Source organism: Novosphingobium sp. SG754 (genome assembly GCF_013149315.1).
In the GTDB taxonomy this organism is placed as follows: Bacteria; Pseudomonadota; Alphaproteobacteria; order Sphingomonadales; family Sphingomonadaceae; genus Novosphingobium; species Novosphingobium capsulatum.
This window is the reverse complement of record NZ_JABGCC010000001.1, coordinates 283,177-309,608: the sequence shown is the minus strand read 5'-3', so window position 1 is coordinate 309,608 and position 26,432 is coordinate 283,177. Positions and strand designations below refer to the sequence as shown.

Annotated in this window: 23 protein-coding genes; 15 read left to right on the top strand and 8 right to left on the bottom strand. The window is 67.7% G+C overall.

The genetic code is table 11. From position 1 onward, the window contains the following. Nucleotides 1–28: 28 nt before the first annotated feature. The 5 genes from FHW97_RS01370 to FHW97_RS01350 form a co-directional block, all read right to left on the bottom strand. On the bottom strand, nucleotides 29–1,690 hold the full coding sequence (locus FHW97_RS01370; protein ID WP_370525293.1) for a glycosyltransferase family 2 protein: 1,662 nt from the start codon (nucleotides 1,688–1,690) through the stop codon (nucleotides 29–31). Further along, the gene (locus FHW97_RS01365; RefSeq protein WP_171797792.1) at nucleotides 1,683–2,483 is read right to left on the bottom strand and encodes a DUF5672 family protein; all 801 of its coding nucleotides are present in this window, start codon (nucleotides 2,481–2,483) and stop codon (nucleotides 1,683–1,685) included. The genes FHW97_RS01370 and FHW97_RS01365 overlap by 8 nt, the downstream gene beginning before the upstream one ends. A gap of 102 nt (nucleotides 2,484–2,585) precedes the next feature. Next, a complete protein-coding gene (locus tag FHW97_RS01360; RefSeq protein WP_171797791.1) occupies nucleotides 2,586–2,888 on the bottom strand; it encodes a hypothetical protein in 303 nt (100 codons plus the stop codon). 43 nt (nucleotides 2,889–2,931) lie between these two features. Further along, complete coding sequence (locus FHW97_RS01355; protein ID WP_171797790.1) at nucleotides 2,932–3,936, bottom strand: inorganic phosphate transporter; 1,005 nt, start codon at nucleotides 3,934–3,936, stop codon at nucleotides 2,932–2,934. A 12-nt stretch (nucleotides 3,937–3,948) separates the two neighbouring features. Beyond that, nucleotides 3,949–5,082: a DUF47 family protein gene (locus FHW97_RS01350; protein ID WP_370526612.1), complete on the bottom strand. Its 1,134-nt coding sequence runs from the start codon at nucleotides 5,080–5,082 to the stop codon at nucleotides 3,949–3,951. A gap of 178 nt (nucleotides 5,083–5,260) precedes the next feature. Between FHW97_RS01350 and FHW97_RS01345 the strand changes: the two genes are divergently transcribed. The 9 genes from FHW97_RS01345 (at nucleotide 5,261) to FHW97_RS01305 (ending at nucleotide 17,085) form a co-directional block, all read left to right on the top strand. Continuing rightward, nucleotides 5,261–5,938, top strand: coding sequence for a response regulator transcription factor (locus tag FHW97_RS01345; protein ID WP_171797789.1), 678 nt, complete (start codon nucleotides 5,261–5,263; stop codon nucleotides 5,936–5,938). Further along, complete coding sequence (locus tag FHW97_RS01340) at nucleotides 5,935–6,981, top strand: ATP-binding protein (RefSeq protein WP_171797788.1); 1,047 nt, start codon at nucleotides 5,935–5,937, stop codon at nucleotides 6,979–6,981. The genes FHW97_RS01345 and FHW97_RS01340 overlap by 4 nt, the downstream gene beginning before the upstream one ends. Nucleotides 6,982–7,044: 63 nt before the next feature. Next, a complete protein-coding gene (locus FHW97_RS01335; RefSeq protein ID WP_171797787.1) occupies nucleotides 7,045–8,187 on the top strand; it encodes an efflux RND transporter periplasmic adaptor subunit in 1,143 nt (380 codons plus the stop codon). A gap of 13 nt (nucleotides 8,188–8,200) precedes the next feature. After that, nucleotides 8,201–11,302, top strand: coding sequence for an efflux RND transporter permease subunit (locus FHW97_RS01330; protein ID WP_171797786.1), 3,102 nt, complete (start codon nucleotides 8,201–8,203; stop codon nucleotides 11,300–11,302). After that, the gene (locus FHW97_RS01325) at nucleotides 11,295–11,594 is read left to right on the top strand and encodes a DUF3240 family protein (protein WP_171797785.1); all 300 of its coding nucleotides are present in this window, start codon (nucleotides 11,295–11,297) and stop codon (nucleotides 11,592–11,594) included. The genes FHW97_RS01330 and FHW97_RS01325 overlap by 8 nt, the downstream gene beginning before the upstream one ends. Continuing rightward, a complete protein-coding gene (locus FHW97_RS01320) occupies nucleotides 11,594–12,877 on the top strand; it encodes a TolC family protein (protein WP_171797784.1) in 1,284 nt (427 codons plus the stop codon). Before FHW97_RS01325 ends, FHW97_RS01320 begins: the two co-directional genes overlap by 1 nt. A gap of 126 nt (nucleotides 12,878–13,003) precedes the next feature. Further along, on the top strand, nucleotides 13,004–13,432 hold the full coding sequence (locus FHW97_RS01315) for a hypothetical protein (RefSeq protein WP_169041763.1): 429 nt from the start codon (nucleotides 13,004–13,006) through the stop codon (nucleotides 13,430–13,432). Nucleotides 13,433–13,585: 153 nt separating this feature from the next. Beyond that, nucleotides 13,586–16,006: a TonB-dependent receptor gene (locus FHW97_RS01310; protein WP_253941515.1), complete on the top strand. Its 2,421-nt coding sequence runs from the start codon at nucleotides 13,586–13,588 to the stop codon at nucleotides 16,004–16,006. Beyond that, nucleotides 16,006–17,085 (top strand): tyrosine-protein phosphatase, encoded by a 1,080-nt coding sequence (locus FHW97_RS01305; RefSeq protein WP_171797783.1) that lies wholly within the window; start codon nucleotides 16,006–16,008, stop codon nucleotides 17,083–17,085. The genes FHW97_RS01310 and FHW97_RS01305 overlap by 1 nt, the downstream gene beginning before the upstream one ends. Here FHW97_RS01305 and FHW97_RS01300 read toward each other — a convergent pair. The 3 genes from FHW97_RS01300 to FHW97_RS01290 all read right to left on the bottom strand — a co-directional run bounded on the left by FHW97_RS01300 (nucleotide 17,073) and on the right by FHW97_RS01290 (nucleotide 20,395). After that, nucleotides 17,073–18,404, bottom strand: a complete 1,332-nt coding sequence (locus FHW97_RS01300; RefSeq protein ID WP_171797782.1) for an APC family permease — start codon at nucleotides 18,402–18,404, stop codon at nucleotides 17,073–17,075. The genes FHW97_RS01305 and FHW97_RS01300 overlap by 13 nt on opposite strands. Next, on the bottom strand, nucleotides 18,397–19,428 hold the full coding sequence (locus FHW97_RS01295) for a histone deacetylase family protein (protein WP_171797781.1): 1,032 nt from the start codon (nucleotides 19,426–19,428) through the stop codon (nucleotides 18,397–18,399). Before FHW97_RS01295 ends, FHW97_RS01300 begins: the two co-directional genes overlap by 8 nt. 64 nt (nucleotides 19,429–19,492) lie before the next feature. Then, nucleotides 19,493–20,395: a LysR family transcriptional regulator gene (locus FHW97_RS01290; RefSeq protein WP_062787298.1), complete on the bottom strand. Its 903-nt coding sequence runs from the start codon at nucleotides 20,393–20,395 to the stop codon at nucleotides 19,493–19,495. A gap of 125 nt (nucleotides 20,396–20,520) precedes the next feature. Here FHW97_RS01290 and FHW97_RS01285 point away from each other — a divergent pair, with 125 nt between their 5' ends. The 6 genes from FHW97_RS01285 to FHW97_RS01260 are packed head-to-tail and all read left to right on the top strand — an operon-like array spanning nucleotide 20,521 to nucleotide 26,340. Beyond that, entirely contained in the window at nucleotides 20,521–20,943 is a 423-nt protein-coding gene (locus tag FHW97_RS01285) for an organic hydroperoxide resistance protein (RefSeq protein WP_062787296.1), read from the top strand. 35 nt (nucleotides 20,944–20,978) lie between these two features. Then, complete coding sequence (locus FHW97_RS01280) at nucleotides 20,979–21,662, top strand: type 1 glutamine amidotransferase domain-containing protein (protein ID WP_171795599.1); 684 nt, start codon at nucleotides 20,979–20,981, stop codon at nucleotides 21,660–21,662. 19 nt (nucleotides 21,663–21,681) lie between these two features. Continuing rightward, entirely contained in the window at nucleotides 21,682–23,769 is a 2,088-nt protein-coding gene (locus FHW97_RS01275) for an FUSC family protein (protein ID WP_171795598.1), read from the top strand. After that, the gene (locus FHW97_RS01270) at nucleotides 23,766–23,999 is read left to right on the top strand and encodes a DUF1656 domain-containing protein (protein WP_231627534.1); all 234 of its coding nucleotides are present in this window, start codon (nucleotides 23,766–23,768) and stop codon (nucleotides 23,997–23,999) included. Before FHW97_RS01275 ends, FHW97_RS01270 begins: the two co-directional genes overlap by 4 nt. Then, nucleotides 23,999–24,937, top strand: a complete 939-nt coding sequence (locus tag FHW97_RS01265) for an HlyD family secretion protein (RefSeq protein WP_171795597.1) — start codon at nucleotides 23,999–24,001, stop codon at nucleotides 24,935–24,937. The genes FHW97_RS01270 and FHW97_RS01265 overlap by 1 nt, the downstream gene beginning before the upstream one ends. Then, a complete protein-coding gene (locus tag FHW97_RS01260) occupies nucleotides 24,934–26,340 on the top strand; it encodes an efflux transporter outer membrane subunit (RefSeq protein WP_370525294.1) in 1,407 nt (468 codons plus the stop codon). The genes FHW97_RS01265 and FHW97_RS01260 overlap by 4 nt, the downstream gene beginning before the upstream one ends. The last annotated feature ends 92 nt before the right edge of the window (nucleotides 26,341–26,432 follow it).

The following is a 26,432-nucleotide window of genomic DNA, read 5'->3' as shown; positions in this document are numbered from 1 at the left end:
ATGATCGGGACCAAGATCGGGCCCACCTTTACACCGCCACGACGAACGTTTCGCTCGCCCGGCTCAATTGGGGATGATGGTAGGGATCAACCAGCCGTGCAGTCCCCCAAGTCTGCTGCAGGGCCGCCAGTTCTCCGGCTAAGCGGGTCGCACCGGCGGGATCGCGGTCATGCCCTCGGGACACCGATTCATGGTGCACGAGCGTGGCGCGTGGTTCGTAAAACGATTGCCAACCCTGGGCATTGAGACGCAGGCACAGATCGACATCGTTGAACGCCACCGGGAAGCTGTCTTCATCCAATCCCCCGACAGCAAGGAAACGCTGCCGCGCGACGACAAGACATGCTGCCGTCACCGCACTGACGAATTGCGGCAGATCATGACGGTGAAAATAGCCTGCCTCGCCAGGGCGGACGAAGCGGTGGGCATGTCCGGCAGCATTGCCCACACCGATGACCACTCCGGCGTGCTGGATTCTGCCATCGGGGTAAAGCAGGCGGGCGCCCACCGCGCCAATGTCCGCCCGCAAAGCCGATGTCGCCATGATTGCCAGCCAATCGGGATCGACTATCTCGATATCGTTGTTGAGCAGGCAAATCAGATCCCCACCGGCCTGTTCGACCGCCCGGTTGTTGATAGCCGAATAATTGAATGGGCCAGCGTGGTGGATGATACGATGGCGTCGTGGGTCCAGCTGGCGCAGATAGGAAAGCGTCGCTGGATCGTCACTGTCATTGTCGACGACGATCACTTCGAGGTCGCGGTAACGGGTCGCCGCGAGGCCATCGAGACAGATTCTGAGCAGATCGACGCGATTGCGGGTGGGGACGATCACAGATACTGGGGGCAGGCAGCGGGCCACGGCGGGCAGCGCAAGTGGCAATCGCGGCCGGGGCCGGCTGACGCGATGGTGGATAACCGCCGGTAGATGGGCAGGCGCAACGGCAGATTCGGCCACCACATGCGCCACCAGACGAGCAGCCCAGTCCGCATGCCGGGCCACAGCCTGAACATCCTGCGCGCTCGCCCGAACCAGGCAAGCGCCGGTCAAATAGTCGAAATTGCCAAAAAGCGGCGCATTCCAATCGGGCTTGAAATGCGGATCATGCCGCTGCCCTTGCGCGGTGACCAGATCATCGTCGGCATAGACGATGCGGGATCGGGTCTTGGCGATGGCGCGCCGATACTGCACTGCCCCGTCGGCTGCCAGAACGTCTCCAGGCCAGAGCGGCAGGAACCAGAGGTGGGCGTCCCAGGGAATGGGCAATCCCTTGTCAGACAGCACTTCGTCAAACGGTCTATCGATGATCAGGGCGTCGATCGACTGGCTTGCCAAGCAATCGAGCGTTCTGGCAAGACCGCCGGGATAATCGTTGCCCGGGCCTTGGACAAGCGCGATGATCGGCGGGTGGGCGCCAACGGCGACGGATGCCACCGGCGGGGCGCCCTGCTGCATCATCCACAGGCGATAAGATCGCGGAGACAAGCTGAGCAACGGCGCGAATTGCCCGCGCGCCCTGACGCGCTTCCCCAAAAGCCGCCATTTTGCCGCTGTGAGGAAGCGGACCGGGGCGGCCCGGAACGCGTCGAGATACACAAGCAGCCGCAGCCACCGCAGCGCGATCCGGCGCCCGGCCGGCCCTGAAAGCGATTTCCGCTTGGCGGCGCGTGAAGGCGGTCCGTCAGCCACGGCATTTGTCCAGCACGCGATCCGCGATCATGCGCAGCACACGCAGCGCGCCGCGACGCCCACCGGCAACCGCCCGCAACAAGGGCCAGAAATCGGGGCGGATCGTGCCTCTTTCATCCAATTGCCGATAGCGCGTCCAGAAATCCTCTAGCCCCAGAGCGCGGGGCATATTGAAAACCCCGTGATAGCCGAATGTTGCCAAGGGATCACCGGAACGCTCGGCCGCGAAGCAATCAGCGATGTGGCGGGGGGCAAACTGCATGCCCTGGTTTTCCAGCCAGGCGCGATTGACGCGGCCAATGGCGATGTCCTCAGGGTGGACGGAGCGAAAGGCCGGATCGCGGCACAACGCCATCAGGCGCCGGCTACGCAGCGAAAATCCACCGTTGCCAACGTCATGCCCGTCGTCGAATTGCGGCCAACTGGCGCCGATATAGTCATATTGCAGAAAATCCGGATTCCACCGTGCGCCATCGAGTACATGCCCGTCCCATTGCACGACAAGGGCATGGCTGGTGCTCACGTAATCGGGCAGACATTGGAGCACGAAGTGGGAATAGGCGGCAGAGGATCGTAACGGGGCGATCCGCTCCACGCGAATCATGGGGCATTCGGGGGCAATGTCGGCATCGGTGAACAGGACGCAATCGGCAAAATCGATCTGCACAAGGCACGCCTGCATTGCGCGCACGGTGGCGACTACGTTGACCGAGGTAACCGCGCAGAGCGTGACTTCGGGGAGACGAACCAATTCGCTAAGTGGGCGCACGCGCAAGTCTGAACCTTTATCCATGCGACAGGACAGATTGGTTGCCGCCACCTGTCTCGCTAAGGTTGCCGCATAACGTGTTGGCGTGGTTTCTCAAAACAGGATCGAACCAACCGGGTGCACCATTTAGCGCATTGGCTCCCGCTTCTGTGCAAACAGCGCCACCGCGCACGTTGTCACAAGCGGGCCGATCCAGTCGATCCACTGATCCAGTTTCGGCCATACGCGCAGGTCGAGCGGGCCCCACCAGGGCATGTTGGCGCGCAGGCCGTGGCCGAATGTCTCGATCCAGCGGTATTCGGCCTGGGCGATTTCGCGGCCCAGGAAATAAGAGGAACCGATGGCGGCCCCCAGCCACCAGCCCCCGCCGAGTCTGCGAATCAGCAGCTGGATGGCCAGGGCCGCCAACGGATGCTCGAAATAGGTCATAGGCAGGCAACGCGCGCAGCGCGCTGCAGGTCCCCGGCAATCATCACAGCAGCTTGGCAATCTCGTAGAAGATCGCGCCGACCAGGGCCGAGGCGGGAATGGTCACAAGCCAGGCAACGACCACGCGCTGCGCCACGCTCCAGCGCACGGCCGAGGCACGGCGGGCGGCGCCGACGCCGACGACGCAGCCGGTGATGGTGTGCGTGGTCGAGACCGGAATGCCAAAGGCGCTGGCTGCGAAGAGCATGATCGAGCCGCCGGCCGAGGCGCAGAAGCCCTGGTGGTGCGACAGCTTGGTGATGCGGCTGCCCATCGTTTCGATGATCTTCCACCCACCCGACAGCGTGCCCAGGCCCATGGCGATGTAGCAAGAGATCACCACCCACCCGGGTACGTGGAACGTGCCGCCCAGCATGCCCTGCGAATAGAGCAGCACGGCGATGATCCCCATCGTCTTTTGCGCGTCGTTGGCACCGTGGCCGATCGAATAGGCCGCTGCCGAGATCAGGTGCAGCTTCTTGAACGAGCCTTCGGCCGTGCGCGCTGAGGCCTTGGCAAAGAGCCACGAGGACAAAAGCATCAGCAGCATCGAGACGACCAGGCCGACCACTGGCGAGAGCACGATCGCCGAGGTGGTGGAGGTCACCCCTTTCCACACGATCGCGCTGGTGCCGGCATGCATCGTGCCCGCGCCCAGCAACCCGCCGATCAGCGCGTGGCTGGACGACGAGGGGATGCCGCGCCACCAGGTGATCACGTTCCAGGTCATCGCGCCGACCAGAGCGCCAAAGATCACCTGCGGGGTGATCACGTCCTTGTCGATGATGCCCTTGCCCACCGTTTCGGCCACTTTCAGGCCAAAGGTGAAATAGGCGGCAAAGTTGAAGAACGCGGCAAACAGCACGGCCTGGACCGGGGTGAGCAGCCGCGTGGACACCACCGTGGCAATCGAATTTGCCGCGTCGTGCAGTCCGTTGATGAAATCGAACGCCAAGGCCATGATCACCAGTGCGATGATCAGGGGCAGCGCCACGGCCACATGGTTCATGAACCCGGCTCCTTAGGCGTGGTCGATGACCAGGCCGTCGATCTCGTTGGCGACATCCTCGAAGCGGTCGACCACGCGTTCAAGATGGCTGTAGATTTCGCGGGCGACGAAGAACTGCATCGGCGCGGTCTGGCCATGGGCCTTGAACGCCTTGGACAGGCCGGCGTCGTGGATCTCGTCGGCCTTGCCTTCCAGGCGCACCAGTCGCTCGGTCAGCTCGTGCAGGCGGGCGGCATTGGCGTGGATCGAGCGCAGCAGCGGCAGCGCCTCGGCAATGACGCGCGCGCATTCCACGATGATCGCGGCCATGTCGGCCATTTCCTGCTCGAACGCCGTCACTTCATAGAGCGAGATTGCGTTCGACGTCTGGTGCATCTGGTCGATCGAATCGTCCATCGCGCTGATCAGCGAGGTGATCGCCCCGCGATCGAACGGCGTCAGGAACGTGCGGCGCACGGTCACCAGCACTTCGCGGGTGATGGCATCGGCATCGTGCTCGCGCTCGGCAATCTCGCGCACGTGATCGGCCATGCCCGGCCCGCCCTGAAGCAGGCGCGCCAAGGCATTGCTGCCGGCGATCAGGGTTTGGCCGTGCGCCTCGAACAGTTCGAAGAAGTTGCCCTGGCGCGGCAACAGGTTCTGGAACCAGTGAAACATGCCCAGTCTTTCTTTCACGCTGCCCAAGCGGCGGACAAGCGGTGCGGTGGTGGCAAGAGCCCGGAATTCCGTGGCCCGGAAGCTGCGAATCAATGCCTGCAGGTCTGGCTCGTCCACCGCGTCGGCGGCAGCAGCAAGCGAAAACCATTGGCGGGTACGTTGTTCCCCTTCGGCCCAGTGCGGCAGTTCCTCGGTCACGGCCAGGGGGAAAACCTGGACCTGGACCATCACCGACGCGCCGGAACGCAGGGTCTTGCGGTATTCGAACCGGCCGAGCGCGGCGGGGCAGATCGCCCCGATCACGCCGGCCTCCTCCTCCGCCTCGCGGGCGGCGGCGGCATGGGCGGCTTCGTTCTTGCCGAAATTGCCTTTGGGAATGACCCAGCGGCCCGTCCCGCGCGAGGTGACGAGGAGCACTTCGATGGGCGCAGAAAGGCCATCACCGATAGTGCGATAGGGCAAGGCAGCGATTTGGCGAACGGGACGCACTCCGGTTGCATAGCAAGTCTTCGCGCCCGCTAGAGGTTGCGCAGGCGAATCGTCAAGAATTGGTCATACGCACCACGCGATTAATCGCAGAGTGGAATGTGCCCTGCCGGCCCGCTCCAGCAGGGAATTGTTGCAGGACCATGGCATTGGCGGCGCCTAATGGCTAAACACGCCAGCCATGCGGGTGCTGATCGTGGAAGACAACGTGCGGCTGGCGGGGCTGATGGGCGAAGGGCTGTCGCGCGCCGGCATCGTCTGCGATCGTGCCACCAGTCTGGATGACGCCGATGCCGCATTGGCCTGCGCGCAGTTCGATGCGCTGCTGCTCGATCTGGGCCTGCCCGATGGCGATGGCCGCGCCTGGCTGGAACGCCGCCGGGCCGAGGGGCTGGCGCTGCCGGTCTTGGTGCTGACCGCGCGCAGCGGGCTGGATGATCGCATCGGCGGGCTGGACGCCGGGGCCGACGATTACCTGGTCAAGCCGGCCGAAACCGCCGAGATCGCCGCGCGGCTGCGCGCCCTGCTGCGCCGCCCTGGCCCGCGCGCCAATCCGGTGATCGAGGTGGGGCCGCTGCGCTTTGACACCGCCAGCCGCGTTGCCAGCGCCGCTGGCCAGCGGCTCGACCTCGCCCGGCGCGAGGCGGACCTACTCGAACTGCTGATGCGCGGCGCGGGCAGCGTGGTGCGGCGCAGCCAGATCGAGAACGCGCTCTATAACTTCGACGATGCGGTTTCGCCCAACGCGGTCGATGCCGCCGCCTCGCGCCTGCGCCGGCGGCTGGATGACAAGGGCCTGGGCAGCATGCTCCACACCATTCGCGGGCTGGGCTATCTGTTGCAGGATGAGCAGGGATGATCGCCGCGCTGGGCCAGGGGCGCGGCTCGATCCGCCTGCGCCTGTCGGCGGGCCTTGCCGTGATCTGCGTGTTTGCCGTGGCCACGCTGATCTTTGCGCTGTTCTGGGAATACGACATCACGCCGCAGGATCTGACCGGCGCCAACACCAGAGCCGCCTGGCGCGAGATGCGCGATCATGTACTGCTGCCGATCCTGGTGGTGATCGTGCCAACCTTGCTGGCGACCAGTTGGGTGATCAACCGCGCGCTCAGGCCGCTGGACCGTACCGCACAAAGCATCGCCCATGCCCCGGCGCGGCGCGGGCTGCGCCTGCCGCATGCCGAGCTGCCCGTGGAAGTGGCGCCTTTCGTCACCTCGATCAACGCGTTGCTCGCCCGGCTGGACGATGCTGCTGCCCAGCACGAAGCCTTTGCCGCCGATGTTGCCCATGAACTGCGCACCCCGCTGGCGATCATGGCGATGCAGCTCGACAGCCCCGAGCCCCTGGACCGCGCCCACCTGCGGCGCGAGATCGGGGCGATGCGGCGCCTGGTCGAACAGCTGCTGCTGCTGGCCCAGATCGAGGCAGAGGCCGCCACCCCGCAACCCCCGCAAAGCTTTATCCTGGCCGGCGTGGCCGAAGACGTGGTGGCCGCGCTCGCCCCGCAGATCATCACCCAGGGGCGCGAGATCGCGCTGGACGAGCCGGCCGAGATGGCCGCGACTACCGTGCAAGGCCACCGCGAGGCCGTGGCCGCCGCGCTGCGCAACCTGATCGAAAACGCCGTGCGTGTTACCCCGCCAGGCGGCCTGGTGCGGGTTGCGGCCGGGCCGGGCCGCTGCCTGCGCGTGGCAGACGAAGGCCCCGGGCTTGCTCCCGAAGCGCTGGCCCGGCTGGCGCGGCGCCATGCCCGCGCCGATCATGCCAGCCGCGATGGCGCCGGCCTGGGCCTGAGCATCGTCGAGCGGATCATGGCCGGCCATGGCGGAGAATTGGCCACCGCGCCGGAAGCGCGCACACTGATCCTGCGCTTTCCCGCGCATTTGCCTGACGAAGCCTGAGAAAACACCACCAAAACGCTACCCCGTCAGGTTTTCGTCAGGCCGGGACGATACCTGGGCCCCATGCAGAACAGGGCAAGACAACGGGCGATTCTGGGCGGCGCGGCCGCCTTGGCTGTGGCGGCGGCAGGCGCCTGGTGGATTAAGCGGGCGCCTGCCCCGGCCACGTCGCAAACCGCGCAAACGCCGGCCAGCGCGCCGGCGGCCAATGGCCTGCTCGTGGTCGATCCGGCCAAGGCGGCGGCGCTCGGCATTGCCACCGCGCCGGCCCGCGCGGCCGATCAGGCACCGCTGGCTGATCTTCCCGCGATGATCGCCCCGCCGGCCAATGCCCGCGTGGCCGTGGCTGCCACCCTGCCCGGCACCGTGCTGCGCACCCTGGTGGTCGAAGGCGACGCGGTGACGCGGGGCCAGGCCCTGGCGGTGGTCGCCAGCCGCGACGTCATGACGCTGTCAGCCGATCTCGCCCGCGCCCATGCCCGCGCCGGGGTGGCGCAATCGAGCGCGGCGCGCCTGGCGCAATTGAACCGCGAAGGCATTATCGCCGGGGCCCACGCCGATGAAGCCCGCGCCGTGGCGGCCGAAGCCGGCGCCGACGTCAGCGAAAAGGCGCGCATCCTGGCGCTGGTCGGCGCGCGCGGCAGCAGTGGCACCTATACCCTGACCGCACCCATCGCCGGCCGCGTGACCAAGGCCGATATCCAGGCCGGCATGCCGGTCGATGGCACCACGGCGCCGTTCGTGATCGACGCAGCCGGCCGCTATGAAGCAACCGCCCAATTGCCCGAACGGCTGATCGGCCAGGTGCGCGTGGGCCAGACCGTGCGCCTGCCAGTGGCCGGCGGCAGCGGCAGCGTGACCGGCATGGTCACGGCGGTGGGCAACGCGATCGATCCCGCCACCCGTTCCGCTACGCTCAAGGCACAATTGCCCGCCGATCCCGGCATCGTGGCCGGTCGGGTCGGCTCGATCACCGTGTGGGGTGCGGCCAGCGGCGGGGCGGTTGCCGTGCCCGAAGGCGCAGTGACCACGATCGGCGTGGACGAGGTGGTCTTTGTCGCCACGCCGCGTGGCTATCAGCGCCGCACCGTGCACCGCGTGGGCGCGGCCGATGGCCAGGTCATCCTCAAGGATGGCGTGCGCGCCGGCGAGGCCGTCGTCGTTCATGGCACCAGCGCCTTGAAGGCGCTGGCCGAAGCGAACTGAGCAGGCCCGCCCCATGCTGCGCAAGCTAGTCGCGCTCTCGCTCTCGTATCGCCTGCTCGTGCTCGGGCTGGCGCTGGCCGTGGCGCTCCTGGGCACCTGGGCCTTCATCGGCCTGCCGGTCGATGCCTATCCCAATATCGCGCAAACCCAGGTCAAGATCATCCTCAAGGCGCCGGGGATGACGCCCGAGGAAGTCGAAAGCCGGGTGATCACGCCGATCGAAACCGAAATGCTGGGTATTCCCGGCCAGGCTGTGCTGCGCTCTACCGCCAAATACGCGATTGCCGACGTGACCATCGATTTCGTCGACGGGACCGACATCTATTGGGCGCGCAACCAGGTGGCCGAGCGGCTTTCAGGCGTGATGGCCGATCTGCCCGGTTCGGTCAGCGGCGGCATGGCGCCGATTTCCACGCCACTGTCCGACGTGCTGATGTTCACCATCGATGGCCCCCTGTCGCTTCAGCAAAAGCGCGAGCTGCTCGACTGGACGATCCGCCCCGCGCTGCGCACCGTGCCCGGCGTGGCCGATGTCAATGCGCTGGGCGGCTTTGTCCGCACGTTCGAGGTGCGCCCCGATCCCACCGCGCTGGCCGCCGCGCACCTCTCGATCGCGCAGATCAAGGCGGCGATCGAAAGCGGCAACCGCAACGATGGCGCCGGCCGCCTGGTCACCGGCGAGGAAGCGTTGATCGTGCGCACCGTCGGCGCGATCCAGACCGAGGCTGACCTGGCCGCGCTGGTCATCGCCAATCCGCAGGGGCGCGTGCTGCGCCTGGGCGATGTGGCGCAAGTCGGTACCGGCAGCCTTACCCGCTATGGCGCGGTATCGCGCGGGGGCAAGGCCGAGACGGTCGAAGGCCTGGTGATCGCCCTGCGCGGGGCCGACGCGCAAAAGGTGGTTTCGGGGGTGAAGACCCGCCTGGCCGAACTGCAACACGCCCTGCCCGCCGGCACTACCATCCACACATTCTACGATCGCTCCGACCTGGTCAGCCGCGCGGTGTTCACTGTGGAAGAGGCGCTGGTCGAGGCGACGATCCTGGTGATCGTGTTGCTGGTGCTGTTTCTGGGCGATTGGCGCGCGGCGGCGATCGTGGCGACCACGCTGCCGATGGCTGCGCTGATCACGTTCCTGCTCATGCATCTGTTCGGGCTGTCGGCCAACCTGATGAGCCTGGGCGGCCTGGCCATCGCCATCGGCATGCTGGTCGATGGCGCGGTGGTGGTGGTGGAAAACGTAGTCGAACGGCTCGGCCAGGCCAAGAATGACAGCCTGCCCCGGCTCAACCAGGTGTTCCGCGCCACGGCCGACGTGATCGTGCCGGTCTCGGCCGGGATCGTCATCATTGCCCTGGTGTTCCTCCCGCTGCTCTCGCTCCAGGGACTGGAAGGCAAGCTGTTTGCCCCGGTGGCGCTGACCATCGTGTTCGCGCTGGTCGGCTCGCTGCTGCTGGCGCTCACCCTCGTGCCGGTGCTGGCATCGTTCGGCCTGGGCCAGGGCCACCATGGCGAGCCGTGGATCATGCGCTGGCTGGCCCCACGCTATCGCCGCCTGCTCGATGGTGCCTTTGCGCGCAAGGGTGTGGTCTATGCCCTGTCGGCCGGTGGCCTCGCCGTGGCGGTGCTGGCCTATGGCGCAGTGGGCAAGACCTTCATGCCGACGATGGATGAAGGCTCGGTCATCGTGCAGCTGACCAAGCTGCCCACGATCAACCTGGCGCAATCGACGCAGATCGACATGGCGGTGGAACGCGCGCTCAAGACCGTGCCCGAAGTGGCCGACGTGATCGCCCGCACCGGCTCTGACGAGATCGGCCTCGATCCCATGGGCCTGAATGAAACCGACAGCTTCGTGGTGCTTAAGCCGCAGTCGGAATGGCGCGGCAACAAGGATTTCGTGGTCGAGGAACAGCGCAAGGCGACCGAGGGCCTGCCCGGCGTGCAGACCACCTTCACCCAGCCGATCGAGATGCGCGTGTCCGAAATGCTCACCGGCGCGCGCGGCGATCTGGCGGTAAAAATCTTCGGGCCAGACACCCGCGTGCTGGCAGACCTGGCCACGCGCATCCAGGCAACGCTCAAGGGTGTGCGCGGCGCCACCGAAGTGCTGACCGTGGCCAACGACAATGTCGATTACCTGCAATTGAACATCGATCGCGTCGCGGCCGGGCGGCTGGGCATGCCGGTCGATCAACTCGAAGATACCCTGCGTGCCGGGGTGGAAGGGATGCCCGCCGGCATCGTCGCCGAAGGGCAGCGGCGCGTGCCGATCGTGATCCGTGGCGATGACAGCTTGCGCAGCGATCCCACCCGCTTTGCCGATATGCAGATGGTCACCCCATCGGGCAGCGTGGCGCGCGTCGCCGATATGGCACACGTCTCGCGCACGGCCGGGCCGGTCAAGCTCGACCATGAAAACGCCTCGCGCTTTGCCCTGGTCCAGGCATTCGTGTCGGGGCGCGACCTGGTCGGCTATGTCGAGGATGCCAAGGCGCAAGTGGCGAGAGCCGTGCCGCTGCCGGCCGGCTATCGCATCCAATGGGGCGGCCAGTTCGAAAACCAGCAGCGCGCCGCCGCGCGGCTGATGCTGGTCATTCCCATGGCGCTGCTGCTGATCTTTGGCGTGCTGCTGGCCACGCTGCGCTCGCTGCGCGCTTCGGGGCTGATCCTGGCGAACATTCCCTTTGCCATGGTCGGCGGGATCGTGTCGCTGTGGCTCTCGGGGGAATATCTCTCGGTGCCGGCCTCGGTCGGGTTCATCGCCCTGCTGGGCATTGCCGTGCTCAACGGGCTGGTGCTGGTCGCGTATTTCCGCCAGCTGCGGGAAGAGGGCCTGCCCATGGCAGAAGTCGTGCGCCAGGGCGCGGAACGGCGCCTGCGCCCCGTGCTGATGACCGCCAGCATCACCGCGTTCGGGCTGGTGCCGCTGCTGTTTTCCAGCGGGCCCGGCTCGGAAATCCAGCGGCCATTGGCGATCGTGGTGATCGGCGGGCTGGTCACCTCCACTCTGCTCACGCTCGTGCTGCTGCCGATCCTGTTTGCCCGCTTCGGCGAAAGCGCGGCCGAGCGTGACAACCAGACTGACCTCCCGACGGAGGCGCACCATGGCTGATCTGCTGCTCACCTTCCACTGCGCGCGCGGCGATGCCGAAGGCCTGGCGCTGGTGCTGCGCGACGCGGCCGCCGCCCCGGTGCACCGCACCGACGAAATGGTGCTGGGCCACGACTATGCCGACGCCGGCACGGGCGAGCAGGTCGAAGGCCTGCTGCGCCGCGCCGCGCTGACGCTGATCGTGGCGCAAGACCGCTGCGCCACCGTGGTCGACGCCGCGCGCGCTGCCCGCTGCCGCGCCCCGGTGCGCTGGCATGCAGTCCCCCTCCATTCCCACGGCAGGATTGCCTGATGCGCCTCTTGGCTTGCCTTCTCCTCACCGCCGCCCTGCTGCCAGCGGTCGTGCTGCCGACTGCGGCCTGGGCCGCACCGCTGCCCGAAGTGCCGCCGCCCAACCTGCCGCCCGAAGCGGTGGTGGTGGCCGCGCTGGACAACCATCCCACGGTTTCGGCCGCCGGGCGGCGCGTTTCTGCCGCGCGCGCGGCGGCCAGCGCGCTGGCCAAGGGCACCCACGAAGTGCTGGTGACCGGCACGATCCAGGCGCGCGACGTGACCAACGAGCGCCACTATGCCGAATTCGATACCCAGGTGCTGCGCCCCATCCGCCTGCCCGGCAAGGCCGCGCTCGATCGCGAAGCCGGGGTGCTGGGCGTGGACGTGGCGCACAACCGCATGGAAGACAGCCGCCACCAGGCCGCGCTGCTGCTCTCGCAGCTATGGTTCGACTGGCTGACCGCGGGCGAGTTGCACCGCGTCGATCTCGCCAATGTCGCCGTCCTCGATGAAGCGCTGGCTGCGGTTGCGCGCCGCCAGCAGTTGCGCGATGCCGCCGCGCTCGATGTGGACCAGGCCCGCGCCGCGCGCGACCAGGCACAGGGCACCGCCGCGATGAGCGCGGCCGACATGAACGAGGCGCGCGCGCTGCTGGCTGCCAACTTCCCCGACTTGCCCCTGCCCGATCAGCCACCCGCGCTGGGCGAGGTGCCCACGCCGGCCAACGACCTTGCCACGCTGCGCGACCTGGTCATCGCCCGCAGCCACGAAATCGGCGCGGCCGATCGCGAGGCGGCGCGGCTGGGCACCTTGGCGCGACGGGCAGAGCGCGATCGCACTGCCGACCCCAGCGTGGGCTTTCGCGCCTTCAGCGAACGCGGCGGGATGGAACGCGGCGGCGGCCTGGTGCTGCAGATCCCGCTGGGTGGTGGCTATCGCAAGGCCCTGGCCGAGGAAGCCGGCGCCCAGGCCAGTGCCGGCCTGCTCGACCTTGCCAATGTGCGCCGCGAAGTGGAAGCCATGGCCGATGGTGACCTCGCCAATGCGCGCGGCCGGCGCAGCGCGTGGGAAGGCATCGCGGCATCGGCCCGTTCCACCGCGCAGGCCGCCACGCGCACCGCGCGCGGGCAGCAACTGGGTGCGATCGACCTGGCCGACGCCCTGCTCGCCCGCCGCCAGGCGCACGAGGCGGCGCGCCTGGAAGTGGCCGCGCGCAGCGCCGCAATCCGCAGCCTGATCAAGCTGGAAATCGATTCCCACGTAATCTGGGCAGACGAAGACACCGACGAGCATCCAACCTAACGATTACCCGCCGCGCTGTCCCGCAACGGTGCAGCGCGTTTGCAACGTGGTTAGCGAATTTGACTCCCGCTGCCGGTCCGGCTTGGAAGAAATGGTCTGATTACCCCTGTCCCCGTGGAACCCGCCATGAACGCTTTGCCCCGCTGCCCCCACCCCGCCCTTCTCCCGCTGGCCGCCCTGCTGCTCGGCGCGGGCGCGCTGCCGGTGGCGGCGCAGACAGCGACCGTCCTGCCGGTGGTCAGCCTGGCGCCGCCGCCGGCCGGCGTGGTCGTTGCCACGCCGCGCGTCGTGCAGCACGGCGATCACCTGGCCGTGGTGGCGATGATCCGCCATGGCGTACAGACCGCCAAGGTACGCCAGGGCCAGCTTGTGGCGCGCTATCGCCTTGCCGGCGCGGCGAGCGATACCGTCGCCAGCGCGCGCTGCGATGTGCACCGCTGGCAGGAAGCCTGCACCGTGGCGCTGCCCGGGCTGACGGGCACCGGGTCGAGCGCCGCAGCGCTGGATGGCACCGCCCCGCAACAGGTGACCATCGCCTTTCAACCCCGCGCCTGATTGCCACGCCTCACCGAGATTCAGGACCAAAAGCCCGCAACTGCAAAAAATTTCCGGCTTGTTGCAGCGCGGTGACGAACCGGCACAGAGCGTCACCTGCCTGACATTCCCTCACCGTACTGGCCGCGCCAACACCAGTGAGGGAACCATTCCATGCCTATCCAGAACGCCACGCGCCGTGGTGCGCGCCTCTATGCCCTGCGCACGGCCAGTGCCATGGCGCTGTGCCTGGCAGGCGCCGCCCTGCCCGTCCTGGCGCATGCGGCCGCCGCCGAACCGGCGCCGGAGCCGGCCCCCGTGGCAGACCCCACGCTGACCAGCACGCTCGATCAGATCGTCGTCACCGCGCAAAAGCGCAAGACCGACCTGCAGAAGACGCCGATCGCCATCTCGGTGCTCAATGCCCAGGCCCTGGCCGATCGCCACATCCAGTCGCTGGTCGATCTGCAATCGGGCGGCGTGCCCAGCCTGCGCGTGGCGCCGTTCTATTCGCGCAATTCGGCGCTGATCATGAACATTCGCGGCATCGGCGTGCTGTCCGACAGCAACCAGCCCGCGCGTGACCAGGGCGTGGGCGTCTATGTCGATGGCGTCTATCTCGGCCGCGCCCAGGGCCTGGGCACCGCGCTCTATGACATCGAGAACATCGAAGTGCTCAAAGGCCCGCAAGGCACGCTGTTTGGCCGCAACACCGAAGGCGGCGCGATCAACATCGTAACGAAGAAGCCCAGCGGCGAATTCCACGCCAATGCCCTGGTCGGCGCCGGCAACTATGGCAGCTACAAGGGCGAACTGCATGTCGATCTGCCCAAGTGGGGCAACCTGGCGGCCAAGATCGATGGCGTGGTGTCGCACCGCGATGGCCTGGTCAAGAACCCCCTGGCTGGGCAGACCGATTTCAACTTCTACACCAAGCGTGGCCTGCGCGGCGAAGTGCTGTGGACGCCCACGCCCGATTTCAGCGCCGACTATGCCTATGACACGTCCTACGACGCATCGAGCCCGCTCTATGCCCAGACGGTGAGCGCCGGCACGCTCAAGCGCCCGGTGGCCTATCCGCTCGAACCCAACCGCGTGGGCGTGGCCGCCGTCGGCGTGACGCAGCAGCCCAGCGTGGGCAAGACCCATGGCCACCGCCTGCTGCTGGAATGGCACCTCGACCCGCACCTTCAGGTCAAGTCGATCGCCTCATACCGTGAACTGACCCAGTCGCAGTATGACAACGGCTCGGCCACGACCAGCGCGATCAGCGCCACCGGCAATTTCACCGGCGCCAAGTTCTCGCGCTACAGCCTGGCCCAGTTCCGTCAGAACCAGGCGAGCGAAGAGCTGCAACTGCTGGGCGATTATGACCGCGTGAAATTCGTGGCCGGCGCGATGTGGTACCAGGAAAAGGTCCAGGACAACGCCCAGGCGTTCTACACCATGGCCTTCTCCGATGCCGCCGGCAGCGCCACCACGGTGATCCCCTATGTTACCTACGATGGCATTACCATCGACCGCGCCAGCCACGTCACCACCACCAGCGTGGGCGTGTTCGGCCAGGGCACCTATACCCCCGATCTGGCTGGTGACATCTTTCACCTGACGTTGGGCGCGCGCTGGACGCACGACAAGAAGGAAGGTTCGCTGTTCACCGTCAACGGCGCCACGCCTTCGGTCAACGGCGTCACCGCGCCGCGCCTGCTCGACGCCAGCTGGTCACGCGTCGATCCGATGATCAACCTGGCGATCGATGCCAGCGAAGACGTGCATCTCTATGGCAAGTGGAGCACGGGCTACAAATCGGGTGGGGCCAACTCGCGCTCGCTCACCTATGCCCCGTTCAATCCCGAAACCGTCTCGATGTTCGAACTGGGCGCCAAGACCGAATTCTGGGACAAGCGCGCCCGCTTCAACGTGGCCGCCTACACCGGCACCTACAAGAACATCCAGCTCGATTTCAGCGCCAACTATCTGCAGTATGATGCCCAGGGCAACCTGCTCAACACCACCCGAACCACCACCGAAACCCACAATGCGCCGGGCACCGGACGCCTCAAGGGGATCGAGGCCGATTTCACGGTCAAGCCCATCCCGCAGCTGACGCTGGGCGCCAGCTATGCCTATACCAGCGTCAAGATCCCCAATACGTCGAACCCGTTTCCGCAGGCCAACGGGGTGATCATCACCACCCCGATCCCGATCTACCAGGTCTATACGCCCAAGCATGCCGCCAGCGGCACGGTGGACGTCACCCTGCCGGTGGCCGACGCGGAACTGCGCCTGCATCTCGATGCCAACTATGACAGCGGGTTCTACGCCAACTACGTCGATCCCGGCTTCAATACCGCCACGGGCGCGGTTACCCTGGCCCAGCCCAAGGGCGATGCCAGCGTGACGTTCAATGGCCGCATCGGCCTGGCTGACATTGCCCTGGGCGAAAACGGCGCCAAGATGCAGGTCTCGGTCTGGGGCCGCAACATCTTCAACGAAGAGCATATGTTCTACAAGGCGGCAAGCGCGCTGGTCGGGACCTATGGCTTCTTCAACGAAGCGCGCACCTGGGGCGTGGAAGCACAGGTGCGGTTCTGATGCGCCGCACCCGTCCTGGCGCCTGGGCTATCGGGCTGGTCCTGGCGGCCAGCCCGGCGCTCGCCGCGCAGACACTGGCCCGCGCCCATGATGCCATCGCCAGCCGCAGCGATGCCGCCACCCTGCTGGTCGATTGGCAGGCCAGCGGCCCGGTCGATGTCTATCTGGCGACCCGCCCCGATGCCCCGCTGGCCAGCGCGCGGCCCGTGGCGCGCGCGGTGCGCAGGGGCCACGCTAGAGTGCCCGCCACCGCCACACCGCGCCCCTACGTGCTGCTGCGCGACCGGTCCGATGGCCGCGTCACCACAGTCGCTGAACGCATGCTGCCCCTGGCACAGGGATCGAACTTTCGCGATCTGGGTGGCTATCCGGCTGCCGATGCCAAGACAGTGCGCTGGGGCCTGATCTATCGGTCGGGCGCCACGCCGCTGCTATCGCCGGCCGATATCGCCATGGTGCGCGGCCTGGGCCTGACCACGATGGTGGACCTGCGCTCTGACGAGGAACGCCGCCTGGCGCCCACCCGCCTGGCGGGCCAGGTTCACCAGGACGCCGTGCCCTATTCGATGATGGCGCTGTTTGCCGGCAACCACGGCAAGGTCACCGGCAATGGCGGGACGCTCTATCGCCAGTTTCCTACCCTGCTGGCGCCACAGGTGCGCCTGGTGTTCGATCGGCTCAAGGCCCATGCCGGCCCGATCGAATACAATTGCTCGGCCGGGCAGGATCGCACCGGGTTCATGACCGCGCTGATCCTCTCGGCGCTGGGCACCCCGCGCGCGGTGATCCTCCAGGACTATGACCTGTCTACCGCGCTGCGCCGCCCGGAGTGGGAAATGCCGCGGATCGATGCGGCCACCGCCGCCAGCGATCCGGTCGCCCGGCTGTTTGCCGGCTATCAGGCCAACCCGGCGATGGCCCGGCCGCAACCACTGCACGATCCCGATGGCCGCACGTTCCTCGCCAGCGCGCTGGACGAGATCGACACGCGCTATGGCTCGGTCGAAGGGTATCTGGACAAGGTGGCCGGTGTCAGCGCCGCCGATATCGCCGCGCTGCGCAAGGCCTATACCGAATAGGCCAGATCGCTGGCCGGGGGCGGCGCATGGCGCGCTGCCCCTTGCCACCAGGCCAGCCCCAAGACCAGCCAGCCGCAGCCGAGCAGCAGCGCCCAGGCGCCCATGCCCGTAAGGATCGCGGCGATCACCGCCAGACCGACCACGGGCGAGACCACGTGGAGCGCCAGGTTGCGCCGCGCCGACTTGCGGAAATGCACGAAGACGCACACGTGCAGCAGGGCAAACCCGGTCAGCGCGCCAAAGTTGACCAGCGTCGCCAGGAAATCCAGCGCATCGCGAAACGCCAGCGCCACCACCAGCGACAGGCCCGTCGTGGCCAGCATCGCCACCCAGGGCGTGTTGTGGCGCGGGTGCAGCCGGGCAAAGGCGCCGGGCACCTGGCCATCGCGCCCCATGGCATAGAGCACGCGCGCCACGCCCACCTGCATCGGCAGTGCATTGGTAAAGCCTACCATCAGCGCGGTGAACCACGCCAGCGCCGGCCGGGCCCAGGCCCCCAGCAGCATGCCCGCCACATCGTAATGGGCTGCCTCGAGGCTGGCAAAGTGCCGCCCGACCATGGCATTGCCCAGAACCCAGGTGGAAAGGCCGAAAAACACCGTGGCCAGGGCCAGCACCGCCAATATCGCCCGGCCCAGCGTGCGCCCGCTGCGATCGGCAGTATCTTCCGCCAGGGTCGATACCGCATCAAAGCCCAGGAAGCTCAGCACACAGACCGATGTGCCCGCCAGCACCCCGCGCCAGGGCAGCGGATCGGCCCAGACCGGTGCCGGCGAAAACGCCTGCTCCGGCCCCAGGAAGACAATCCCCGCGCTCACCAACAGGACGGTGATGGCAATCTGGCTGATCACGCTCACCGCATTGAACACGCTGGTCGAACGAATGCCGAACCAGTTGACCACGGTGGTGAATGCCAGCAGCGCCACGATCCAGACCGCGCGGTCAACACCCGGCATCAACTGGCCCAGCGCCACGGCCATGATCACATAGACCAGCGAGGGGATGAGCAGGTAATCGAGCAGGATCATCCAGCCGCCCATGAACCCGGCAAACGGCCCCAGCGCGGCGCGGGCAAAGCCATAGAGCGATCCTGCGTTGCGCACTTCGCGCACCATCACGGCATAGCTGGTGGCGGTGAACGCCATGCACAGCCCGCCCAAGAGATAGGACAGCGCGATCAGCCCGTGCGCCTTGCCCCAGACCACGCCCAGCGTGTTGAGCGGCGCCGATGGCGCAATCAGCGCCAGGCCATAGCCGATGAGGTGCCAGAACCCCAATCGGCCCTGCAGCCCAGTTCCCGTGCCGGCGCCATCAGCCATGGGTAAAGCCTTCCAGCACATTGGCCACGTTGGTGCCGATGTCGCCCACGGCATAGCCGCCTTCCATCACGAACAGCGTAGGCAGGCCCAGCGCCGCCACCCGCGCCCCGATGCGGGTGAAATCGGCGCTCGCCAGCTTGAAATGGCTGATCGGATCGCCGGCAAAGGTATCGACCCCCAGCGACACCACCACCGCCTGCGCGCCAAACGCCGCGATGGCCGCACAGCCTGTGTCTAGCGCGGCCAGGTAGGCCCCGGCCGCCGTGCCCCAGGGCAATGGCAGGTTGAGAGTGCACCCCTGCCCGGCGCCGCTGCCGGTCTCATCGGCAAAGCCGGCAAAGAACGGGTATTCCACCGCCGGATCGCCGTGGAGCGAGGCGAAGAACACGTCGGCGCGGTCATAGAAGATCGCCTGTGTGCCATTGCCATGGTGATAGTCGACATCGAGCACCGCCACCTTGGCCACCCCGGCATCGCGCATCGCCTGCGCCGCGATCGCGGCATTGTTGAGATAGCAAAAGCCGCCCATCGCGCGCGGGCCCGCGTGGTGGCCGGGCGGGCGGCACAGGGCAAAGGCGGCGCGCTCTCCGCCCAAGACCTCCGCCGCGCCGGTCAGCGCGCAATCGGCGCTGGCCTGAACCGCCGCCCACGTGCCAGCCGTGATCGGCACGGCGGCATCGATGCTGTAGAACCCCAGCTTGCCATCGATGTGAGCGGGCACGCGGTCTGCGCGCAGGTCGCGCGCCGGCCAGGCATAGGGCAAGGCATCGCCGATTTCGCCCAGCGCGCACCATTCGTCCCAGGCGCTGGCCAGGAAATCGACATAGTCGGCCGCGTGCACCCGCTCCACCGGCGCGCGCCCGTGCCGCACCGGCGCCACCACCGGGCCCAGCCCGCGCCCGGCCACGCTGGCGAGGATCTGCTCCACCCGCGCCGGCATTTCAAAGCAGGGCACGATCCGCCCGCGATAGAATTCGCCCGCGCCGTGATGCAGGCGATGGTCGTCGCTGTGGATTGTCAACATGGTGCCCCCGCCATGACCGCTGTGATCGCAGCATCATGGCGCAATCACCCGCGATGACAAGCGCCTATTGCTGGTAAAGGCGCCAGATCAGCGCATGGCGCACGTGGGCCACGCGCGGCTGGCGCAGCGCGGCGGGCGACCACAGCAGGTGATAGCTCAGGTGATCCTGCCCGGCGGCGGTGCCGGGAATATCGGCCAGGTCGCCGGCTTCGAGATGCGCGCGGCACAGATATTCGGGCAAAACCGTCCAGCCATGCCCGCCCATCAGCAGGCCGCGCAGGCTGCGCACGTCCAGCCCGACCATCGCCGGCGTGGTCAGTTCGGGGTTCAGGCCATTGTGGCGCAGCCAGTTGTCGATCAGCGGGTAATCAAGGCCGTAGGACAGCAGCGGCAGCCCGGCCAGGAACGTGGCAAGATCGGTCCCCGCGGCCAGCGCCGCGCGCAGCCGCGCCACCACGGCGGGCGCTGCCACGGCGCGGGTCGCCTCGTCGCGCAAATGCTCCCCGCGCAGGCGGCGGTCGGCTGCGGGAAAGCCCGAAACGCCCAGGTCTGCCTCGCCATGGATCAGCATGCGCTCGATCTCGCCCCGCGTGCCCCCGTGCAGGCGCACGCGAATGCCGCTTTCCAGCAGCGTGCCCAGCTGCGGCGCCACCACTTCCGAGAGGAAATCGGGATGCCCCACGATCTGGATCGATCCCGCCAGCAAGGCCGATCGCGCGCGGGCCTGCGCCAGGGCCGCCTCGGCCTGGTCCAGCCGATCGCCAATGTCCGATGCCAGTTCGTCGGCCGTGCCCGTGGGCACCACCCCGCGCCCGTGCCGTTCGAACAGCGGCCGGCCGATGGTTTCTTCCAGGCTGGCGATCTGCTGGGAAATGGCCGGCTGGGTCAGCCCCAGGTTGCGCGCCGCCGTGGTAAACGAGCGCTGGCGATAGACTTCGACAAAGGCGCGCAGGCGGTTGAGCGACATGACGCAATCCATAAGGAATTTTATGGATGTTGGCCACAACGCTTCTTGGCGCGGCGTCGCGTTCGCGCCTAGATGCCCTGTGCCAACGGCCAATGCCCCGGTTCTGCCGCTTGAGAGACCCGTCCATGCTCACCGATTGCCTCTATCAGGCCAGCGCCAGCGCGCATGGCGGCCGCGAAGGCCAGGTCGCGACCAGCGATGGCACGCTGCATGCCTGGCTCGATCTTCCCGCCGAACTGGGCGGCCGTGGCCATGGCAACAATCCCGAGCAGCTGTTTGCCGCCGGCTATGCCGCGTGTTTCCTCAGCACGATGAAAACACTGAAGAATCAGAACCATCCTCCGCTTCCCGGCGATGCCAGGGTTACCGCCACGGTGGGCCTGGCGCCCCGCCCCGAAGGCGGCTTTGGCCTGGGCATCACGCTGGCGGTTTCCCTGCCCGGCATGGATCCAAAACGCGCTCGTGCGTTGATGGAGGCCGCCCATGGGGCCTGCCCTTATAGCCGGGCGATCATGGGGAATGTCCCTGTCCATCTTTCGCTGGCATGATCGCCTCGATCGGCCAGCCGCTCTGGAGCAAATCCATGAAGATTCTTATGGTCCTGACCTCGCACGACGAACTTGGCAATACTGGCCACAAGACCGGCTTCTGGCTGGAAGAGTTTGCCGCGCCCTATTACGTGTTGAAGGATGCCGGGGCCGATATCGTCCTTGCCTCGCCCGCCGGCGGGCAGCCCCCGCTCGATCCGCGCAGCGATGAACCCGATGCCCAGACGCCTGCCACCGAGCGTTTCCGCGCCGATACTGCCGCGCAGCAGGCGCTGGCCCACACCACGCCGCTGGCCGATGTCGATGCCGCCGGCTTTGACGCGGTGTTCTATCCCGGCGGCCACGGCCCGCTGTGGGATCTGGCGGAAAGCCCGGTGTCCATCGCCCTGATCGAAGCCTTCGATCGCGCCGGCAAGCCGCTCGGCCTGGTGTGCCACGCCCCCGGCGCGCTCCGCCACGTCAAGGGCGCCGATGGCCGCCCGATCGTGGCCGGCCGCCCCGTCACCGGCTTTTCCAACAGCGAGGAAGAGGCCGTTGGCCTGACCCAGGTTGTGCCTTTCCTGATCGAGGATGAATTCAAGGCGCAGGGCGGCGACTATCGCAAGGGCCCGGATTGGGGCGTGTTCACGCTGGAAGACGGCAACCTGGTGACCGGGCAGAACCCGGCCAGTTCCGAAGCGGTGGCGCGCATCCTGCTGCGCCAGTTGCAAGCGGCCTGAACGAAAGCAGCCCGATCCCATGTTCCTGTTTCCCAAAGCCTGGGTGCAACCTCTGCTGTTTTCGGCCAAGACCGTGGCAGCCGGATTCCTGGCGCTGTGGATCGGGCTGTGGGTCGGGCTGCCGTTCCCGTTCTGGGCGATGACCACCGCGTTCATCGTCTCCAATCCGCTGGCCGGGGCCACCCGATCCAAGGCGATCTACCGCGTGATCGGCACGTTTGTCGGCGCGGTCTTTGCCGTGGCCGTGGTGCCGGTGCTGGTCGATACGCCGATGATCCTCTCCACCGTGCTGGCGCTGTGGGTGGGTGGCTGTCTCACCGTGTCGCTGCTCGATCGCTCGGCACGGTCCTATACTCTGATGCTCGCCGGCTATACCGCGGCGATCATCGCCTTTCCATCGGTCAACCAGCCCTATGCCGTGTTCGATACGGCAGTCGCGCGCGTTACCGAAATCACGCTGGGGATTGTTGCCGCCACGCTCACCCACAGCCTGTTCCTGCCGCAATCGGTGGCCGTGCCGCTGGGCGCGCGGCTGGAACGCTGGCTGGGCGATGCCGAAGCCTGGCTCGCCGATTGCGTGCGCAGCGCCGATGACGGCGGCGCCCCGCGCCGTGCCCCGCGCGAACAGCAGCAGCTGGCCGTCGACGTGGTCGATTGCGCGCTGATGGCCATTCACGTGCCCTATGATACCTCGCACTGGCGCGAGATGACCGGCACGCTGCGTGCGCTGCTCGAACGCATGCTCGTGCTGCTGCCGCTGCTCTCGGGCCTGTCCGACCGGCGCAGCGCCATCGCCACCGAAGATGCCTGCGCCGATCCCGATCTGGAAAGTGCCCAGGCCGCCACCCGCGCCTGGATCGCGGCGGGTTGCCCCGCGCTCGATCGCCCGGCGATCGCCGTGCCCGAAAGCATACGCCCGCAATCCTGGCACGATCTGCTCGCCACCAGCTATCGCGTGCGCCTGGCCCAGGTGGTGACGCTGCTGGCCGATTGCTGCCAGGCGCTCGACCACCTACGTGATCCGCGCCAGCCACTGCCCGCCTCGTTGCGCAGCCCGCGCGCCGCGCTGCGCCTGCACCAGGATCTGGGCCATGCCTTGATGGCCGGCATCGCTGCGTCAGTGGCCGTGATCGCCTGCTGCGCGCTGTGGATCTATTCCGGCTGGGCCGATGGCGCGGGCGCGGCAGCGATGACGGCGGTGTTCTGCTGCCTGTTTGCCGCGATGGACAATCCCATCCCGGTGATCCTGCGCTTTGGCGTGGCGATCTGCGCGGGCGTGCCACTAGCAGGCATCTACCTGTTCGAAGTGCTGCCCTATGTGCACGATTTCACCGTGATGGCACTGGTCATGGCGCCCACCCTGCTGGCGATCGCCGCGTTCATTCCCCATCCCCGCCTGGGTGGCCAGGCCACTGCCATGGCCATGGGGTTCTGCAGCGCGCTGGCCATCCAGGAAAGCTTCCACCCCGATTTCGAACGCTTTGTGAACAGCAACATCGGCCAGGTCCTGGCCGTGGTCCTGGCCGCAGGGTTCACCGCCGGCTTGCGCAACCTGGGCACCGACGTGGCGATCGCCCGCCTGCTGCGCGCGCTGCAACGCGATCTGGTGCGGCTGTCGACCACCGCCACGCCGCCCGATCCCGCGCTGGCGCTGGGCCGGGTGATCGACCAGACCGCCCTGCTGACGCAGCGCCTGGGCGCTGATCCCGCCGGGTCGCTGGCGGCGCAGGCCGCGCTGCGCGAGGTGCGCCTGGCAATCAACCTGGTGGCGATCCAGCACGCCCGCGCCGCCGCGCCGCTGCGCCAGCAGCGCGCGCTGGCCAGCCTGCTGCGCGAGGCGGCCCGCTATTTCCGCGCCTGGCGCCCCGATGCCCCGCCCCCGCCCGATGCCCGGCTGCAGCACCGCATCGATCGTGCGCTGCGCCTGATCCTCAAGGAAGGCGGCCCGGTGCGTCCGCCGCCGCTGCCCTTTGGCCACCCCGATGCGCCCGATGCGCCCCATGCCATCGCCGCGCTGATCGCCCTGCGCCGCAATCTTTTCCCCAATAGCCCCGGCCCGGTCCTGCCCCTGACAGCAGCCCCCGCCGTGGTGGAGCCACTGGCATGAACCCGCCGACGCCTGCTTTTTCCGAATACATGTTCGGCGAAGTCTTCGTGGCTTCGGCGCCGGTCACCGCCACGGTCGCGCTGATCCTGGCGCTGATCGTGCACCGCGTGCTGGTGGCGCTGCGTTTCTACCGCTGGGTCTGGCACCCGGTCTTGTTCGATACTGCCATGTTCGTGGCATTCTGGGCGCTGCTCGTGCGCTTTCCCCAGTTGATCAATGGATGGCTCTGATGTCGCTGCTCACTTCCCCCACGTTTCGCAAGACCGTCCAGATCGGCGTGACCGGCGCCATCGTCATCGTCGCGGCCATCGGCGCGCGTTCGCTGTGGCTGCATTACCAGGCCGATCCGTGGACGCGCGATGGCCGCGTGCGCGCCGATGTCGTGCAGGTGGCACCCGATGTGCAGGGCCTGGTTACCCAAGTCGCCGTGGTCAACGACCAGCCGGTGCACAAGGGTGACGTGCTATTCCAGATCGATACCGCGCGCTATGCCCTGGCCGTGCGCCAGGCCGACGATGCCATTGCCCAGGCGCGCACCGGGATCACCCGCGCCCGCGTCGCCCTGGCCGAGGCCCAGCGCGAGGCAGCGCGCAACCGTGGCCTGGGTGATCTGGTGCCGCTGGAAGTGACGCAGCAGAGCGAGACCAAGGTGGCCGATGCCCAGGCCCAGGTCGCCGCTGCCCAGGTCATGCTGGAAACCGCGCAGAGCCAGCGCGAGATGGCCCGGCTCAACCTCGATCGCGCCACCGTGCGTGCGCCGGTCGATGGCACGATTTCCGACCAGACGCTGCGCCCGGGCAACTATGTCGCGCCGGGCAAGGCGGTGATGGCGCTGGTCGACAACAGTTCGCTGCGCATCGAGGGCTATTTCGAGGAAACCAAGCTGGCCCATGTCCATGTTGGCCAGCGCGCCACCGTGCGCCTGATGGGCGAGGATCGCCTGCTCAAGGGCCATGTCACCTCGATCGCTATGGCGATCGAGGATCACGATCGCACCGGCAGCGCCTCGATGCTGCCCTCGATCAACCCCAGCTTTTCGTGGGTGCGCCTGCCCCAGCGCGTGCCGGTGCGCATCGCCCTGGATGAACGCCCGGCCAATGTCGCGCTGATCGCCGGGCGCACCGCCTCGGTCACCCTCGCGCCCGACAAGCAGGAGAACGCCCGGTGAAGCGCCTTTTCCTGATCGGTTCGGCCATGCTGGCGCTCGCTGGCTGCAAGGCCGTTGGCCCGGATTACCACGTGCCAAAGGATGCAGCGATCACGCGCCCGGCGGCGCAGGGCGCATTCCAGTCCGCCCCCGCCGCGCTGACCACGGCCGATCCGCTGCCGGCGCGCTGGTGGCATCTCTATGACGATCCCGTGCTCGATGGGCTGGAAGAACAGGCGCTGGCCGCCAATACCGATCTGCGCGTGGCCGCGGCCAACCTTGCCCGCGCGCGCGCCGTGACGGCCGTGGCCGAAGGCGGCAAGGAAGTGGATTTCGGCGTTTCGGCCGGGGCGCAGCACGCGCGCCTGTCGGGGCAGTCCTATCTGCAGAACGAGCAGTTGCCCGTTGCCGATATCGGCGATGTGGGCGCGGAAATGAGCTATCAGATCGATCTGTTCGGCCGCATCCGCCGCCAGATCGAGGCCGCCCGCGCCGATGAGGAAGCGATCGCCGCCACGCAGGATGCGGTCAAGGTCACCGTCGCGGCCGATGTGGCGCGGGCCTATGTCGGCGTCTGTGCCGCCCACGCCGCTGAAGACCTGGCACAGCGCGCGATCACCCTGCAAGGGCATCTGGTCGATATCAACCGCCGCCTGGTCTCGGCCGGGCGCAGCGCCGCTCCCGATGTTACCGCCGCGCAAGGCCGCCTGGCCCAGGCGCAGGCCGCTCTGCCCACGTATCGCGCCGCCGCGCGGGCCGCGCTCTATCGCCTGGCCGCGCTCACCGGCAAAGTGCCGGCCGATTACCCGCGCGAGGCGGAAAGCTGCCGCAGCGTGCCCGAGATGAAAACGCCGCTGCCGGTGGGCGATGGCACGGCCCTGCTGCGGCGCCGCCCCGATGTCCGCGCGGCAGAGCGGCAACTGGCCGGCGCCACGGCGCGCATCGGCGTGGCCACGGCCGATCTCTATCCCTCGATCGGCATCGGCCTGTCCGCTGGTTCCACCGGTTTCGTCAAGGATCTCGGGCTGCCGGCAGCCAATCGCTGGTCGATCGGCGGGCTGCTGCACTGGTCGATCCCCGGCGCCGGTGCCCGCGCGCGGGTCAAGGCGGCCGATGCCAGTGCCGATGCCGCGCTCGCGCATTTCGATGGCGTGGTGCTCGGCGCCTTGCGCGAAACCGAAACGGCACTCGCCACCTATGCCGAAAACCACGATCGCCATGCCGCGCTGGATGAAGCGCTGGCCTCTGCTCGCACCGCGTCGGACCAAGCCCGCCGCCTGCGCGAGGCCGGCCGCGCTGCCATCACCAGCGACATTGGTGGCCGCCAGGGCGTGATCGGTGCCGAAGCCGCCGTGCTCAATTCGCGCGTGGAACTGGCCAACGACCAGGTCAACCTGTTCCTGGCGCTCGGCGGCGGCTGGTAAAGCAGAGAAAGCGGGACCCCGGATCAAGTCCGGGGTGACGATGAATAGCCCAATACCCTTTTCGTCGCCCCGGACTTGATCCGGGGCCCCAC